This is a genomic window from Rahnella sp. PD12R, assembly GCF_019200965.1.
In the GTDB taxonomy this organism is placed as follows: domain Bacteria; phylum Pseudomonadota; class Gammaproteobacteria; order Enterobacterales; family Enterobacteriaceae; genus Rahnella; species Rahnella laticis.
Window position 1 is genome coordinate 30,202 of record NZ_JAHTMS010000007.1, and the last position, 14,344, is coordinate 44,545.

Genomic DNA, 14,344 nt, shown 5'->3' on the forward strand with positions numbered 1-14,344 from the left:
CCTATCCTTTATTTATTTTTTGGCAAGCCAGTGTGTAATGAAGAACCGAATGACAGGCCGTCTTTACCCGAAACAGAAAGCCGTTCATTGCGGAGTTTCAAGAGAACCCGTAATGCAGAGATGACAAAAATAAGGGCCAGCGCCGCCAGAACAACAGGCAACATGACAGCCCAAAAACGGTAAGTATCCTGATAAGTTTGCATCTGTTGCAGCGCGTCAGAAACGCGCTGCTGATACGCGCCGCTCACCTGCCAGTTGCAGTCAGACGCCGCCGCCGTAGGACTGCGCGCCGTGACGGTGCGCGGAGATTGCAGGCCGCTGCCCGAAAGCGTGATCACTTCGTCGGCCTGTGCGCTGGCTCCCAGCAAAACGCCCTGCGCCACGGAAACCTGAACGGTGCAGTGAAGTGTCCACGCCGCCTGATACGGCCCCGGATGCTGCGCCGGATCCAGCCCGATGGGAATACGGTTGCCGTACAACGCCACCACCGCATCGAGATCCAGAATCGCCGGTGCGTCCGGCGGCGAATACGTACTTTTAACCGTCCACTCATCCGCTGGCATTCCGGCCTGGCTGCCCGCCGTTGCCGCATCCGCAGGCAGGTTAATCACAGTGGCACCGCCGCTGGCCGTTTTCACACTCAGCTGATAACCGTTTCCGGCCACCGGCAGAAGCTGTAGCTGCCCCGCGGCGTCTTGCGCGTCATTGCTGACCAGCGGCGCGGTGTCCGGCACCTGAAGCGTAAACGCAGGATAAAACAGGCACAGCGAAAGGGCCGCCAGCGCCAGCACGGCGGCGGACGCCAGCATGGCGCGGGCAGCAACTTTTGCAGAAGGACGACGGTTCGCGGGCCAGTAAATCATCACCGTGACAATCGCGATGTAGAGCACCCAGCCGAAAGTTTCAATCAGGTTCGGATCGGCAGGGATCCCCAGAACGCCGGTGATCAGCGCCGAACGGACCGTGCCCGGCGGCACCAGCCAGGAGAGATCGGCAACGCGCTGCTGCCCGATGTTGAGCCAGCCCGCTTCGTGCGCGGTCATCAGTGAGGTAATAATCAGGCCACCGGCGACGAAAATCAGGAACAGGCCGGTGAAGCGGAAGAAGCGGGAAAGGTTGATGCGGATGCCGCCGTAGTAAATCCCGCAGCCGATAAATACCGCCACCAGCAGGCCGATAACCGCCCCGGCGGCAGCCCAGGCCGCCGACTGCGCCACCGAGAAAGTGGCCAGCAGGAAGACGCTGGTTTCAAAACCTTCTTTAAGCACGGCCAGAAATGCCATGCTCGCCAGCGCCCAGGCGCCCGACTGGCTGATCGCCTGCGCGGCCTCGCTTTCCAGCTCTTTCTTCATGTTGTGGGCGTGGGTGTTCATCCACAAAATCATGCCGGTGACGAAGAAGACGGCGACACCGCCAATCACCGATTCCATCCCTTCCTGTCCCGCCTGCGGCAGCGCGCGTTCAGTCAGATCCAGCGCCACACCGACCGCGACAGAAAGCACCACGGCAAGCACCACGCCGACCCACATCGCGGTCAGACTTTTGCCATTCTTACGGAGAAACGCCGCAATAATCCCGACGATAAGCGCGGCTTCTAAACCTTCACGAAGTCCGATAATAAAAGTGGCTAACAAAAGGCTGACTCCGTGGCAACAAGAAGCATTATCAATTATTAATGATAATTGATATCAGTTGCCCGAACGGGAAGGAAGAAATGGAGTATGAGGATTTGCAACAGAGTGATGTGAAATTAAGAATATGGTGTAAAGAGTGCTTTATTTGTAACCAAATAATAAACAGAGAATAAAAACGCCAAAGTGAAGGTCGCGGCGCAGAAAATTATCGTTCACATTCCGGCCAACATCATGCCTGACTGCGGCGTCTGAGGCGGATGATTTGTTGTACAGATTCCCGCAACGAAATGGTGCGGAAGATATCCCGCATCATCGACATATCCGCCATTAACCCGCGCATCCAGCCCATTTTGGCGGCTTTGTACGGGCTAATCACGCCCTGCCAGCTCACCACCCGCACGCGGGATCCGGCGGCGATCCACAACCGGTTGATCCAGACTTCCAGCCCGAAATGCGGCAAAGCGCGGATTTCGTCCAGCCGTGTTGCCAGCAGTTCGCGCGCAAACACCCGCTCGCCGGAAATATAATCCAGCCCGATACACCGCCAGATCCACGGGCTGTTGCGCCTCAGACTGATAGTCACATCCGCCTGATTTTGTATTACCGGCTGGATCAGGCGGGTGATATCACGCCAGTTCAGCCCCAGCAGATCGGCGTCCAGCATCAGCAGATGGCTGCCCGATGCGGCCGCAATGCCTTCCGCCACCGCGTGGCTTTTACCCTGATTTTTTGCCAGCCTGACCACGCGAACGCCCTTTTCCCGTGCCACGTCTGCGGTGTTATCCGCTGAACCGTCATCCACCACGATAATCTCAAACAGCAAGGGATGGTTGCGCACGACATCCAGCACTTTGCCGATCCGCGCCGCTTCATTACACGCCGGGATAATGCAACTGACGGTGATCATTCTTTGCTCCTCAGCCACATGACGCCTGCGGTGACCAGCACGATAAGCAACCCGAGCGAGACGTACAGGATCCAGTTGTTCACCTGCGCGATGATGTCGCCGAACATCCAGCCGATCGCCAGCAGAAACAGGCTTTTGGGAATGGCGGCGATAATGTTGTAGAACAGAAACGGGATGAGCGGCATCCGCGCCATGCCCGCGCCGGTCAGCACCAGCGCACCGGCGGAATGGGTCAGCTTGGCTAACACCAGCAACCGCCCGCCTTTGCGGTCAAAACTGCGCACCATTTTTTCCAGTCTGGGCTGCGTCAGCCCCAGACGCGCCAGCCAGCCGGGCGGTTGTCCGCCCGGCCCGATAACCCAGCGACCGAGGGAATAAAAAAGAATATCCCCGAGAATTTCTCCCGCCATCACCACGGCGAAGATGACGGATAAACTGAAATAGTTGAGGCGGACAAAATAACCGGCAAGCACCGTCACCACCGGCCCTTCGATAATGGCCAGCGGGGTCAGAAACAGCAATCCGTGCGCTTTAATCAGTGATTCAATGGTTTCAAGAGCAAACATACGGTCCTTATTTTCCCGGCGACTGACTCACAGGCACGGGTTGTTTTTTACCTGATAGTTTTATTTTACCGGTTAGCTTTATCTTGCCCGAAAGGCTTTTTTCGCCGGAAGGATTGCCGCGCCAGGTGAAACCGCGCCCTGCCCAGCACCCTAACCACAGCGCGGGCATCATGATATCGCGCAGGCACATCGCCAGAATATCCCTCAGCTGATGCGGCCAGCCGAGCGCTTTTGCCAGCGCCCATTCGCCGCCAAACCACAACACAAACAGCGCAGCCGGTGCGAACAGCGGCAAATCACCGGCGGCGGTCAGCCAGGTGACGGCCGCCAGCGCAGGCAGAAAACCCATAATAATTTCGGGCACGAACAGCCAGAAAAAACCGTCACGGCGGATACGCGCCCAGCGCAGTTGCCTGCTCCAGACCGCGTCCAGCCTGCGATGACCGACGGGTTGCGCAAAAGGTTGCGCCGGTAAACGCACTTTCAGCCCGGCGCGCCTCACCAGTTTGGTCGACGCCACGTCTTCCGCCAGTTCACTGCCCAGCGCCGCCATGCCGCCGCCATTATCGAGCACCTCGCGCCGCCAGCACAGCGTTTTCCCCTGCGCAAAACCGTTACCGAGAAAATCAGACAGATACTGCCAGCGCGCCTGATGCGTGTTCAGCATTGCGGCTTCCACCGCGCCCCAGATATTTTCCGGACGAATGCCGATCGCAGGCGAACTTACCATTCCGGTTTTCGCGTCGAAAGTATTCACCAGCGAACGCAGATAATTCGGCGGTAAAAGCAGGTTACTGTCCGCCATCGCCACAATCCCGGCAGTGGTGTTTTCCCACGCTTTATTGAGATTGTTCACCTTAGGATTCGCCGATATTTTGTCATCACCGGTCAGCAAACGCGCACGCTGATGCGGATATTCAGCCATCAGTTTTTCCACCAGCGGGATCACCGGATCAAAGCGCGATGCGACGCAGAACACAATTTCGTAACCGGGATAATCCTGATGAAAGCTGGAACGCAGTGTTTCCTCTTCAAAGGCGTTAAGCCCGCACAGCGGTCGCACCAGTGCGATAAATTCTGACGTTTCCTGCGTTTCATCCCGCCGGACGCCCCGGCGCATTCGCCAGTAAGCGATCGCCAGAGAGGTGAATTGCAGCGTAATCAGGAAACCGCCAAAGGTGGCGGTTAATGCGGTGCTTAAAGCCATGATGATGCCCCTTCATTTTTTAAGCGCTGGCGTGATGTGACCGGTGATTTCCGGCGGTCAGCATCGTGAGAAAACAGGCAAAACGATTACGAGGTAATAATCATCCTAGAGACGTTTCATTAAGGTTTTCTTAAAGCAGGCTTTCGGGGCGCATGAATGTTGGCATTTGCCGTAAGGAAATGTTTTTATTATCTGTTATTCGGAATTTTCTTAATGGCACCGATAAACTGAAATATTTCCGCAGTAATCTGTTCATCTTTATCGTGACCGGATCTGTCAACATGGAACGCTCAGGCTATTTGCAAAGACAATTTACGCCCAGCTCCCGTTCTCTAACTGCCCGGGAATTGTGTATTGATGTCCCTTTTGTCACCCCGGAAAGTGACAACCTGAAAGTGATGGAATTATTCACCCAGCACCATTCGCTGATCAGCCTACCCGTCGTTGAGGACAACCGCCCGTTCGGGCTGATCAACCGCCATATCTTTCTTTCCCAGATGGCCCGCCCTTATTTTCGCGAACTTTATGACCGGAAAAGTTGTATCGCGTTTATGGATAAGCATCCGCTGGTGATTGATTCAGAAAGTACGCTCGATGAACTGGCGCAGAAAATGGTGGAGTCCGGCGACCGTTCGGTCACTGACGGATTTATTCTGACCACCGGCGGCCATTACATCGGCATGGGGCTGGGGATCGACGTCATCAAAACCGTGTCGAACGTCCAGACGCAGCAGCATCAGCAAATCATGCAAAGCATTGAGTACGCGCGCGTGATCCAGGAATCGATGCTGAACAAGTCGCATAAAACGCTGACGGCGCAGCTCAGAGACTGGAGCCTGGTGTGGCAGCCGCGAGACTGCGTGGGTGGCGATTTCTATGCGTTTCATGAAGTTGACGGCGGCTGGCTGCTGTTTGTCGCCGACTGCACCGGCCACGGCGTGCCGGGCGCGTTCATGACCGTGATCCTCTCCTCGGCGCTGGATAAATCCTTGCTGGAATGCCCGGCCAACCGTCCGGATTTGCTGCTCGGCCACGTGAATCAGTTTATCAAACAGACGCTCGGGCAATCCGAACAGTCGAATCAGACTTCCACATCCAACGACGGCTGCGATGCGATGGTGGCGTTTATCGACCCGCAGGATCCGCGGCTGATCTGGGCCGGTGCGCGCCTTTCCGGTTTCCTGTTACCGGCTGAAAGTGAAGAAGCGGTGGCGCTCAGTGCCGACCGCATGGGCGTGGGGTATACCGAAACGCCCGCTGATTATCGCTGGACGCTGCATGAAACCCCGCTCAATCCGCAGGATTTACTGTTTATTTATACCGATGGCCTGACCGATCAGGTTGGCGGTAAACGCAACATCATGTTCGGGAAGAAAAAGGTGAAAACGCTGCTCGAACAGCACCGTTCAGCGCCCGTGCCCGAACTCTCGGCAGCGATGATGCAGGCCTATCTCGACTGGCAGGGCAATCAGCAACGCCGCGATGATATGACCTTTTTAGGTTTTCGTTATTGTGGCCTCAGGGGCCGGCAACCGTAGAGTTTATTTATGACAAACGAACCCGTTTTCACCGAACCGTTCAGTGCGCCGCATTATGACGTGGTGGCATTGCAGTACACCGGATTTTTCTCGCAAAACAATATTACCGCGATGGGCGAAGTGATCCGTTTGTATCTGGAACAGCATGAAGCGTCTTCCAGCACCCGCCGCAAACTGTTTTCCACCTTTATTGAGATGGTGCAAAACATCCTGCGTTACTCCTCGGACAGCCGTGCGCTGGCGCGTGCTGACGACGAAATGCGTTTCGGATCCGTCACGCTGGGCATCGATAATGGCCGCTACGTGTGCGAAAGCACCAACCTGATCCGCCCGGAAGATATTGTGCGGCTGCGCGACTATCTGGAGACGATCAGAACCATGAGCGCCGACGAAATCAAACTCACCTATAAAGCGTCGCTGCGTGCGGAAAGCCCGGTGTGGAGTAAAGGGGCCAACATCGGCCTGCTCACCCTCGCCCGCGACGCCAGTGAACCGCTGGAATTTACTTTTCATCAGGTGGAAGCCTCTGAACTGTCCACTTTTCATCTGAAAGCCATAATCTAAAAAGAGCGCATCACTATGAACAATATCAGCATCCCTGCGACTTCCTGCACGCCGGAAGTTGAATTTGATTTTGATGGCCGAACTCTGTCGCTGGCCGGTGAATCTTATCCGGAAAATGCGGCGGCTTTTTATCGTCCGCTGATCACCGCCCTGGAAAACTTTGTGCCCGCGCAACCTCAGGGCACCGGCTCGCCGCTGACGCTGCACGTCGCGCTGAGTTACTTCAACAGCTCCAGCACCAAAATGCTTTTCAGCCTGTTAAGTGCGGTGAATAACGCCGCTGCCGCCGGGATCGCCACCACGCTGCACTGGTATTACGATCCTGAGGATGATATTTCCGAAGAATTTGGCCAGGAACTGAGCCTTGATTTCCCCGCCATCGCCTTCCACCTCCACGCGGAAAGCTACCATGACGAGCTTAGATGAGTTATTCACGGCAGAAAGCGCCATCCTGCAAGACAACCGCGAACTGGCCGAGACACAGGGGCTGGACGCGGAAGTTTACCGCGACGCGCTGATCAAGCTGACCGCGCATTATCAGAAGATCATGAATGAATCTTACCGCCTGATCCGCCGCAGCGACCGCGCCGAGCGGGATCTGAACCAGCTCAATGAACGGCTGGAGTATGAGGCCACGCACGACCCGCTGACCCAGGTTTATAACCGCAGCGCCATCATTGATCAGATTACGAAAGCGCTGAACGCGGGAGAAGCCGGGCTGATTTTGCTCGATATCGATCACTTTAAAGCGATCAACGACCAGTACGGACATCCGGCGGGCGATGCGGTGATTTGCGGGCTGATCCGGCGCATAGAACAATCTGTGCCGGAGCTGGGCAGTATCGGGCGCGTCGGCGGCGAGGAGTTCACCATCCTGCTGCCGCGTTACACCAAAGCGCAGTCGGTGATTGTCGCCGGTTATATTCACGCGCTGCTCAATGCATCGCCGCTGGATTTACTGCCACATCAGCTGGTGACGGCGAGCCTGGGCGTAAGCTGGGGAAAGCAGAACAGCAGCTTTGATACGTTATACAACGACGCCGACGCCGCCATGTATGAAGCGAAACGACGCGGCAGAAACCGGGTGCATTGCGGATAGTCAGGGCACGGGATTGCAGATAAAAGCGTGAATGCAGACAGCCTGCATTCACCTTTTTTTGGCCTCACACTTTCTTAAATTCGAGACGTTTGATTTCGCCGACCACCAGCAGATAGCAGAGCATGGACATCAGCGCAGAACAGCCGACGAAGATCAGCGCACTGTTGAAGGAATGCAGGTTTTTCACCAGATAACCAATCAGCAGCGGCGTGACGATAGAAGCGACGTTACCGAAGATATTGAATATCGCACCACACATACCAATCATTTCTTTCGGTGCGGTATCGGCAATCACCGGCCAGCCCAGCGCCCCGAAACCTTTGCCGAAGAAGGCCAGCGCCATCAGCCCGACCACCACCACATTATTGTCGGTGTAATTACACAGAATAATTCCGGACGCCAGGATCATGCCGCAGACAATCGGGATTTTCCGCGCCGCGGTTAATGAGAAGCCGCGTTTGAGCAGATTATCCGACACGACGCCGCCCAGAATGCCGCCGCAGAAACCGCACAGAGCCGGAATTGAGGCAATCAGGCCGACTTTCAGAATCGACATGCCCTTTTCCTGCACCAGATAAATCGGGAACCAGGTCAGGAAAAACCACGTGATGGTGTTGAGGAAATACTGGCCGAAGAAAATGCCTAACATCATTCTGCTGCTCAGAAGCTGGCGAACGTAATTCCATTTCGGGCCCTGCTTGCCCTGTCTGGATTTCGCCTGATCCATATTCACCACCGCGCCGCCCTGCTCAATATAGTCCAGCTCGCTGGCTGAAACCCCCGGATGGTCAAGCGGGTTACGGACAAACTTCACCCAGAACAGCGTCAGGATAAAACCAATCACGCCCATCACCACAAACACGTTTTCCCAGCCCCAGGCGTAGGTCAGCCAGCCGAGGAAAGGCGAGAAAATAGCCAGCGAGAAATACTGCGCCGCATTGAAGATGGAAGACGCCGTGGCACGTTCCCGCGTCGGGAACCAGGCTGCTACCATGCGGGCGTTGGCCGGAAACGCCGGCGCTTCGGCAAAACCTAACAGGAATTGCAGCAGGAACAGCGACCCCACGGCATACGCCACCGGGAACCAGCCGACAAAGCCCTGCACCAGCGTGAAGAACGACCAGAAAAACAGGCTGTAGGTATAGACTTTGATAGTGCCAAACCGGTCAAGCAGCCAGCCGCCGGGCAGCTGCATCAGCAGATAAGAGATACCAAATGCTGAGAATATCTTCCCCAGATCGACAACGTCTAATCCCAGATTTTTAGACACTTCTGTTCCGGCAATAGATAACGTCACGCGGTCGGCATAATTAACGGCAGTAATAACGAAAATAATCAGCAGAATAATGTAACGGACATGCGTCTTTTTATTTCCTGACGCCACAGATTCAACACTCATGTTATCCCTCTCTGTAACATTTTCCGGCGTCAGCACGCTTTGAAACAATCTCAGTTAAAGTGTGAAATGCAGAAACCGGAGGTTTGCTATCCCTGTTAAAATAAAAAATCCATTTGGCATTTTTTTTGGTAAATAACGCCCTTAATTCACCCGTATTGTTGACGCAATGATTGTGATTTAAGGCTACCTTCAGAGGGTTGAATCAGTATAAGAAAGGGAAATAGAAATAACACTGTGCAGACGCCCAAGGATCTGCGGGGAATTTTCTTATTTTACTTTGCACTCTCACATTACGATAACGTTGAAATAACACTCTTTTATCGCTTACCGGCCACGCCTCAAAAAGAGTGATGCAAGTCACAGTTCATATTTCATATGCCAGAAAACTTCCGGCATTCATCGTGCAAAGCCGGTCAGTTGCACAATGGGAAATCAGAAACTTTACTTTATAATTGCCTTCATTAACCCGTATTCATTGACGATGTGTGATTCCCCTTTCAGAGAACAACGTTAGCCCTGTTTATTTCTGCATAAATAAGAACTCACCAGTGTGTTCTTTAATATCAGCAAAACAGCTTTAACAATAAGTGCGTTATAAAAGAAAAAAAGCAGGCCCGCGGAAATGATTCCATGCGGGCCTGCTTTTCTATTTAGGTTTTATTGCTGCGTTTATTCGTTACGCTTTTGCACCGGCCACAGCTTCTTTCGCCAGCTGGGTAATGCGCGCGTAATCGCCGCTTTCCAGCGCATCAGCCGGAACTAGCCATGAACCTCCGATGCACAACACGCTTTTCAGCGCCAGATAATCCCGGTAGTTCGCCGGTGAAATGCCGCCGGTCGGGCAGAAACGCACCTGCGGGAACGGGCCGCCAATCGCCTGCAACGCTTTCACACCGCCGTTAGCTTCTGCCGGGAAGAATTTGAATTCACGCAACCCGTGATCCAGCCCCAGCATGAGTTCGGACACGGTAGAAATCCCCGGGATCAGCGGAATGGTTCCCGCCGTTGCGGCCTTCAGCAGGTCATCCGTCAGACCCGGACTGATTGCAAACTGTGCGCCTGCGTCGGTGACGTCCTTCAGCTGCTGCGCATTCAGTACAGTGCCCGCGCCGATAATTGCGTCCGGCACTTCGCGGGCAATCGCACGGATCGCGTCCATCGCGCAGGCGGTGCGCAGCGTCACTTCCAGAACGCGAACGCCCCCGGCGACCAACGCTTTCGCCAGCGGCACGGCATGTTCGGGTTTATTGATGACAATCACCGGCACAACCGGGCCCGATGTCAGGATTTGTTCAGCGCTTGTTTTCCAGTTTTTCATGTTCGTTTTCTCTTATCTCACGTCTTCGACATTAAAATTTGATACAGCACGCGCCCTGTTCCGCGCCGGAAAGCTGGCTGCGCAGGGCACCGAAAAGCTCACGGCCACAGCCGGTATGTTCGGCACTCAGATCCGGCTGGTACGCGGTGCGTTTCGCCAGCTCAGCGTCGTCCACCAGCAACGCCAGCTCGCCGGTGCGGCCATTCACGCGGATGATGTCGCCGTCCTGCACTTTCGCCAGCATGCCGCCGGTATACGCTTCCGGCGTGACGTGGATGGCAGACGGCACTTTGCCGGATGCGCCGGACAAACGGCCATCGGTGACCAGCGCCACTTTAAATCCGCGATCCATTAACACGCCGAGCGGCGGCATTAATTTGTGTAACTCCGGCATGCCGTTGGCCTGCGGCCCCTGAAAACGCACCACCACCACGCAATCGCGGTTAAGTTTCCCGGCCTCAAACGCAGGCACGATGTCGTGCTGGCTTTCAAAGACGACGGCAGGCGCTTCGATAATCTGATTATCCGCAGGAACCGCCGAGGTTTTCATCACCGCGCGTCCCAGATTGCCGGACAACACTTTGGTGCCGCCGTGATGTTCGAATGGCGCAGAAACGCTGGCGATCACGTTTGTATCCAGCGAGCTTTGTGCCCCTTCACGCCACGCCAGTTCGCCGTTATCCAGCCACGGCTCCTGCGTGTAACGCTCCAGCCCGAAACCGGCGACGGTGCTGACGTCCTGATGCAACAGGCCATGATTAAGCAGTTCGCGCACCACCAGCTGCACGCCACCGGCAGCCTGGAACTGGTTAATGTCCGCCGGGCCGTTCGGGTAAATGCGGCACAGCAACGGCACGGCGTCGGACAGTTCAGAGAAATCATCCCAGTTAATGATGATGCCCGCTGCACGCGCCATCGCCACCATGTGCATGGTCAGATTGGTGGAACCGCCGGTCGCCAGCAGCGAAACAATCCCGTTCACCACGGTTTTCTCATTCACCATCTGCCCGAGCGGCTGATAGTTACCGCTGGTTTCGGTCAGACGCGTCACCTGACGCGCCGCCGAATCGGTCAGCGCGTCGCGCAATGCCGTGTCCGGCGGCACAAATGACGAACCTGGCAGATGCAGGCCCATCACTTCCATCACCATCTGGTTGGTGTTGGCCGTGCCGTAAAACGTGCAGGTGCCGATGCCGTGATACGACGCGGCTTCCGCTTCCAGCAGCGCCTGACGATCGACCTTGCCTTCGGTGTACAGCTGGCGTACGCGCACTTTTTCTTTGTTCGGCAACCCGGTGCTCATCGGCCCGGCCGGAATAAAGACCGCCGGAAGGTGCCCGAATGACAGCGCCGCCATGACTAATCCCGGCACGATTTTGTCGCAAATTCCGAGGTACAGCGCGCCGTCGAACATGTTGTGCGACAAGCCAATGGCGGCGGACATGGCAATCACATCGCGGCTCATCAGCGACAGTTCCATGCCGTCCTGCCCCTGCGTGACGCCGTCACACATTGCCGGCACGCCGCCCGCCACCTGCCCGACGGCACCGACGGATTTCAGCGCCTCTTTCAGGCGCTGCGGGTAATGCTCGTAGGGCTGATGCGCGGAGAGCATATCGTTGTAGGCGGTGATAATCGCGATGTCGCTGCGCACCATATTTTTCAGGGCGTTTTTGTCATCCGGCTGACAGGCCGCAAAGCCGTGCGCCAGATTGCCGCAGGCCAGCTGCGCGCGGTGAACCGTTTTCGAACGGGCAGATTCCATGCGCGCCAGATAGGCTTCGCGGGTCGGGCCGGAGCGTTCAATGATCCGCTGCGTGACGCGCGAGACTGTTTCGTTAATCATTTCGTTCTCCTTTTCTTAAAGCATCGTGAAAGCAATCATGCCGATGATCCCGCCGGTGGTGCCCAGCAGGGTTTCCATCACGGTCCAGGTTTTCAGCGTTTGCAGTTCACTGGCACCGGTAAATTTACCGAACAGCCAGAAACCGGCGTCGTTCACGTGACTCAGCACGATGGAACCGCCGGTGATACAGATTGCCAGCGCCGCGAGTTGCCCGCCGTTCAGCCCGAGCTGATGTGTCACCGGCAGAACCAGGCCGACGGTGGTCAGGCAGGCGACGGTCGCCGAGCCCTGAATCACGCGCACCACGGCGGCCAGCGCAAAACAGGCCACGGCGATAGGCAAACCGGTGCCAATCATGGCGTCACCGATGGCCGGGCCGACGCCGGAATCCACCAGGATTTGTTTGAACACGCCGCCCGCACCGGTCATCAGCAGGATGATCCCGGCCGGTTGTACGGCAGCAGAACAGATGGCGAGCGTTTGTTCGTTGGTCATGCCGCGCGGTTTAGCCAGACCGTAAATCACGATCAGGCAGGCAATCAGAATGGCGGTGAACGGATGGCCGATAAATTCCAGCCATTGCTGCAAATGAGAACCCTGTGTGACGAAGCGCGCGCCGATGGTTTTCATCCCCACCAGAACCAGCGGACATAAGATCAGTGCCAGACTGAAACCGAAAGACGGCAGATTGTCTTTGTTCAGCGTCGGCGCATTTTCTTCCACCGGCATCGGCCAGTTCACATAGCGGCTGATGAAATTGCCGTACAGCGGCCCGGCGATCAGCATGCCAACAATGGCGGCGACCAGACCGATGGCAATCATCCAGCCAAAATCCGCATTAAGTTGTGACGCGAGAAGCATCGGCACCGGCCCCGGAAGCAGGAAACAGGCGGCCGCGGCAACACCGGCAAACAGCGGGATCGCCAGCCTGACAATGTTACCGTCGGTACGGCGCGCAACGGCAAACACAATGCCGATCAGCAGGACAATCGCGACGTCGAAAAACAGCGGTAATGCGCATACCAGCCCGGCAATCCCGAGCGCATAATTGGCTTTGTTTTTGCCGAAACGATTCAGTAAATGGGCCGCAATTTGATCGAGCGCACCGACTTCATGCAGGATCTTGCCAAACATCGCGCCCAGCGCCACCACGATCGCCAGAAAACCGAGCGTGCTGCCCATGCCTTTTTGCATGGTGTCGGCAATCGTATCAATGGGCATACCGGAAAAAATCCCGGCGGCGATGGAGACCAGCATCAGCGCCACAAAGGCGTGCATGCGGACTTTCATGACCAGGAACAGGAGCAGTAAAACTGACCCGACCGCTGTCCCGACTAAAGTAACTGTATTCACGCGCAGTGCTCCTGTTGCTGGAAACTTTGAATATGTTGCAGGGTTTCTGCGATCACACCGTCAAGCGGCTGATTGATATTGATGGTGATGACATCGCTCTCTTCAACCCCGGGTTGCTCCAGCGCGGCGAACTGAGAAATCAGCATTTGTGATTTAAAGAAGTGGCCTTTTCGCGCCGCCATGCGTTCCTCGATCACCGGAAAATCGCCTTGCAGATAAATAAACGACAGATTGCCGTTCCCTGCCCGCAGACGGTCGCGGTAGCGTTTTTTCAGCGCGGAACAGACGATGATCGAGACGTTATTGGTCCGCTGCATCGCGAACGCCGCGTCATTGAGTGCGGCCAGCCACGGCGCACGGTCATCATCGTTTAACGCCTCGCCTGCGGCCATTTTGGAAATATTGCTGCGCGGGTGCAGAAAATCGCCGTCAAGAAAACCGGCGGACAACTGGTGTGACACGGCATTGGCGACGGCGGATTTCCCGCTGCCGGACACGCCCATGAAAATATAAATACGGTTGTTATTCTGATTGTTGTTCTGGGTCTGGCTCACGATTTAGCTCCTGGCACGGGATCTTTATTAAGAATGTTACCGGTAACATTATCAGAGGGATTTTGGCGTCTGACAATCGGTGGCGGCGGGTGAAAACCATAAGTGTGATCAGGTTCAAAGTTAACTATTAGCAATGAAACATTTTTTGTATGGCCATTAACAGGTGAATAACACAGGCAGGCAACACAGCGGGGGACGCATCAAAGAATATTCATTCCGCCTTGTAATAATCACGTTCCTTGTCTATTACTTAAATCACGTAATAAACCGCTGTTTTTGCATCGAGTTATTACTTAACAGGGTAATTAAAACAGGCGTATCCCGAAGTTCTTCCACCGGGTTTCCGGTACTCATATTCT

The 14,344-nt window shown here is 55.5% G+C and carries 13 protein-coding genes; 4 read left to right on the top strand and 9 right to left on the bottom strand.

Annotation, left to right across the window (positions count from 1 at the left end):
• Positions 1 to 8: 8 nt before the first annotated feature.
• The 4 genes from efeU to KWG64_RS14785 all read right to left on the bottom strand — a co-directional run bounded on the left by efeU (position 9) and on the right by KWG64_RS14785 (position 4,314).
• The gene (efeU, locus tag KWG64_RS14770; protein WP_218522298.1) at positions 9 to 1,634 is read right to left on the bottom strand and encodes an iron uptake transporter permease EfeU; all 1,626 of its coding nucleotides are present in this window, start codon (positions 1,632 to 1,634) and stop codon (positions 9 to 11) included.
• Between the two features lie 229 nt (positions 1,635 to 1,863).
• A complete protein-coding gene (locus KWG64_RS14775; RefSeq protein ID WP_218522299.1) occupies positions 1,864 to 2,541 on the bottom strand; it encodes a glycosyltransferase family 2 protein in 678 nt (225 codons plus the stop codon).
• On the bottom strand, positions 2,538 to 3,107 hold the full coding sequence (locus tag KWG64_RS14780) for a DedA family protein (RefSeq protein WP_218522300.1): 570 nt from the start codon (positions 3,105 to 3,107) through the stop codon (positions 2,538 to 2,540). The genes KWG64_RS14775 and KWG64_RS14780 overlap by 4 nt, the downstream gene beginning before the upstream one ends.
• A gap of 7 nt (positions 3,108 to 3,114) precedes the next feature.
• Complete coding sequence (locus tag KWG64_RS14785; RefSeq protein WP_218522301.1) at positions 3,115 to 4,314, bottom strand: ceramide glucosyltransferase; 1,200 nt, start codon at positions 4,312 to 4,314, stop codon at positions 3,115 to 3,117.
• Between the two features lie 281 nt (positions 4,315 to 4,595).
• Here KWG64_RS14785 and KWG64_RS14790 point away from each other — a divergent pair, with 281 nt between their 5' ends.
• The 4 genes from KWG64_RS14790 to KWG64_RS14805 are packed head-to-tail and all read left to right on the top strand — an operon-like array spanning position 4,596 to position 7,515.
• Positions 4,596 to 5,852, top strand: a complete 1,257-nt coding sequence (locus KWG64_RS14790; protein ID WP_218522302.1) for a SpoIIE family protein phosphatase — start codon at positions 4,596 to 4,598, stop codon at positions 5,850 to 5,852.
• A 9-nt stretch (positions 5,853 to 5,861) separates the two neighbouring features.
• A complete protein-coding gene (locus KWG64_RS14795; RefSeq protein ID WP_218522303.1) occupies positions 5,862 to 6,416 on the top strand; it encodes a SiaB family protein kinase in 555 nt (184 codons plus the stop codon).
• A 15-nt stretch (positions 6,417 to 6,431) separates the two neighbouring features.
• Positions 6,432 to 6,842, top strand: a complete 411-nt coding sequence (locus tag KWG64_RS14800; RefSeq protein WP_195815316.1) for a DUF1987 domain-containing protein — start codon at positions 6,432 to 6,434, stop codon at positions 6,840 to 6,842.
• Positions 6,826 to 7,515 (top strand): GGDEF domain-containing protein, encoded by a 690-nt coding sequence (locus tag KWG64_RS14805; protein ID WP_218522304.1) that lies wholly within the window; start codon positions 6,826 to 6,828, stop codon positions 7,513 to 7,515. The genes KWG64_RS14800 and KWG64_RS14805 overlap by 17 nt, the downstream gene beginning before the upstream one ends.
• A gap of 64 nt (positions 7,516 to 7,579) precedes the next feature.
• Here KWG64_RS14805 and KWG64_RS14810 read toward each other — a convergent pair whose 3' ends face one another.
• The 5 genes from KWG64_RS14810 to gntK form a co-directional block, all read right to left on the bottom strand.
• Positions 7,580 to 8,914: an MFS transporter gene (locus KWG64_RS14810; protein WP_218522305.1), complete on the bottom strand. Its 1,335-nt coding sequence runs from the start codon at positions 8,912 to 8,914 to the stop codon at positions 7,580 to 7,582.
• A 676-nt stretch (positions 8,915 to 9,590) separates the two neighbouring features.
• Positions 9,591 to 10,232: a bifunctional 4-hydroxy-2-oxoglutarate aldolase/2-dehydro-3-deoxy-phosphogluconate aldolase gene (locus KWG64_RS14815; RefSeq protein ID WP_195823209.1), complete on the bottom strand. Its 642-nt coding sequence runs from the start codon at positions 10,230 to 10,232 to the stop codon at positions 9,591 to 9,593.
• A 31-nt stretch (positions 10,233 to 10,263) separates the two neighbouring features.
• Positions 10,264 to 12,078, bottom strand: a complete 1,815-nt coding sequence (edd, locus tag KWG64_RS14820; RefSeq protein WP_218522306.1) for a phosphogluconate dehydratase — start codon at positions 12,076 to 12,078, stop codon at positions 10,264 to 10,266.
• A gap of 15 nt (positions 12,079 to 12,093) precedes the next feature.
• A complete protein-coding gene (gntU, locus tag KWG64_RS14825; protein ID WP_195815311.1) occupies positions 12,094 to 13,431 on the bottom strand; it encodes a gluconate transporter in 1,338 nt (445 codons plus the stop codon).
• A complete protein-coding gene (gene gntK, locus KWG64_RS14830) occupies positions 13,428 to 13,985 on the bottom strand; it encodes a gluconokinase (RefSeq protein WP_255562187.1) in 558 nt (185 codons plus the stop codon). The genes gntU and gntK overlap by 4 nt, the downstream gene beginning before the upstream one ends.
• Between the last annotated feature and the right edge of the window lie 359 nt (positions 13,986 to 14,344).

Bases quoted from the DNA above. Each gene is read 5' to 3' on its own strand.
- KWG64_RS14775 (WP_218522299.1), bottom strand. From the start codon at position 2,541: ATGATCACCGTCAGTTGCATTATCCCGGCGTGTAATGAAGCGGCGCGG.
- KWG64_RS14780 (WP_218522300.1), bottom strand. From the start codon at position 3,107: ATGTTTGCTCTTGAAACCATTGAATCACTGATTAAAGCGCACGGATTG.
- KWG64_RS14785 (WP_218522301.1), bottom strand. From the start codon at position 4,314: ATGGCTTTAAGCACCGCATTAACCGCCACCTTTGGCGGTTTCCTGATT.
- KWG64_RS14790 (WP_218522302.1), top strand. From the start codon at position 4,596: ATGGAACGCTCAGGCTATTTGCAAAGACAATTTACGCCCAGCTCCCGT.
- KWG64_RS14795 (WP_218522303.1), top strand. From the start codon at position 5,862: ATGACAAACGAACCCGTTTTCACCGAACCGTTCAGTGCGCCGCATTAT.
- KWG64_RS14800 (WP_195815316.1), top strand. From the start codon at position 6,432: ATGAACAATATCAGCATCCCTGCGACTTCCTGCACGCCGGAAGTTGAA.
- KWG64_RS14805 (WP_218522304.1), top strand. From the start codon at position 6,826: ATGACGAGCTTAGATGAGTTATTCACGGCAGAAAGCGCCATCCTGCAA.
- KWG64_RS14810 (WP_218522305.1), bottom strand. From the start codon at position 8,914: ATGAGTGTTGAATCTGTGGCGTCAGGAAATAAAAAGACGCATGTCCGT.
- KWG64_RS14815 (WP_195823209.1), bottom strand. From the start codon at position 10,232: ATGAAAAACTGGAAAACAAGCGCTGAACAAATCCTGACATCGGGCCCG.
- edd (WP_218522306.1), bottom strand. From the start codon at position 12,078: ATGATTAACGAAACAGTCTCGCGCGTCACGCAGCGGATCATTGAACGC.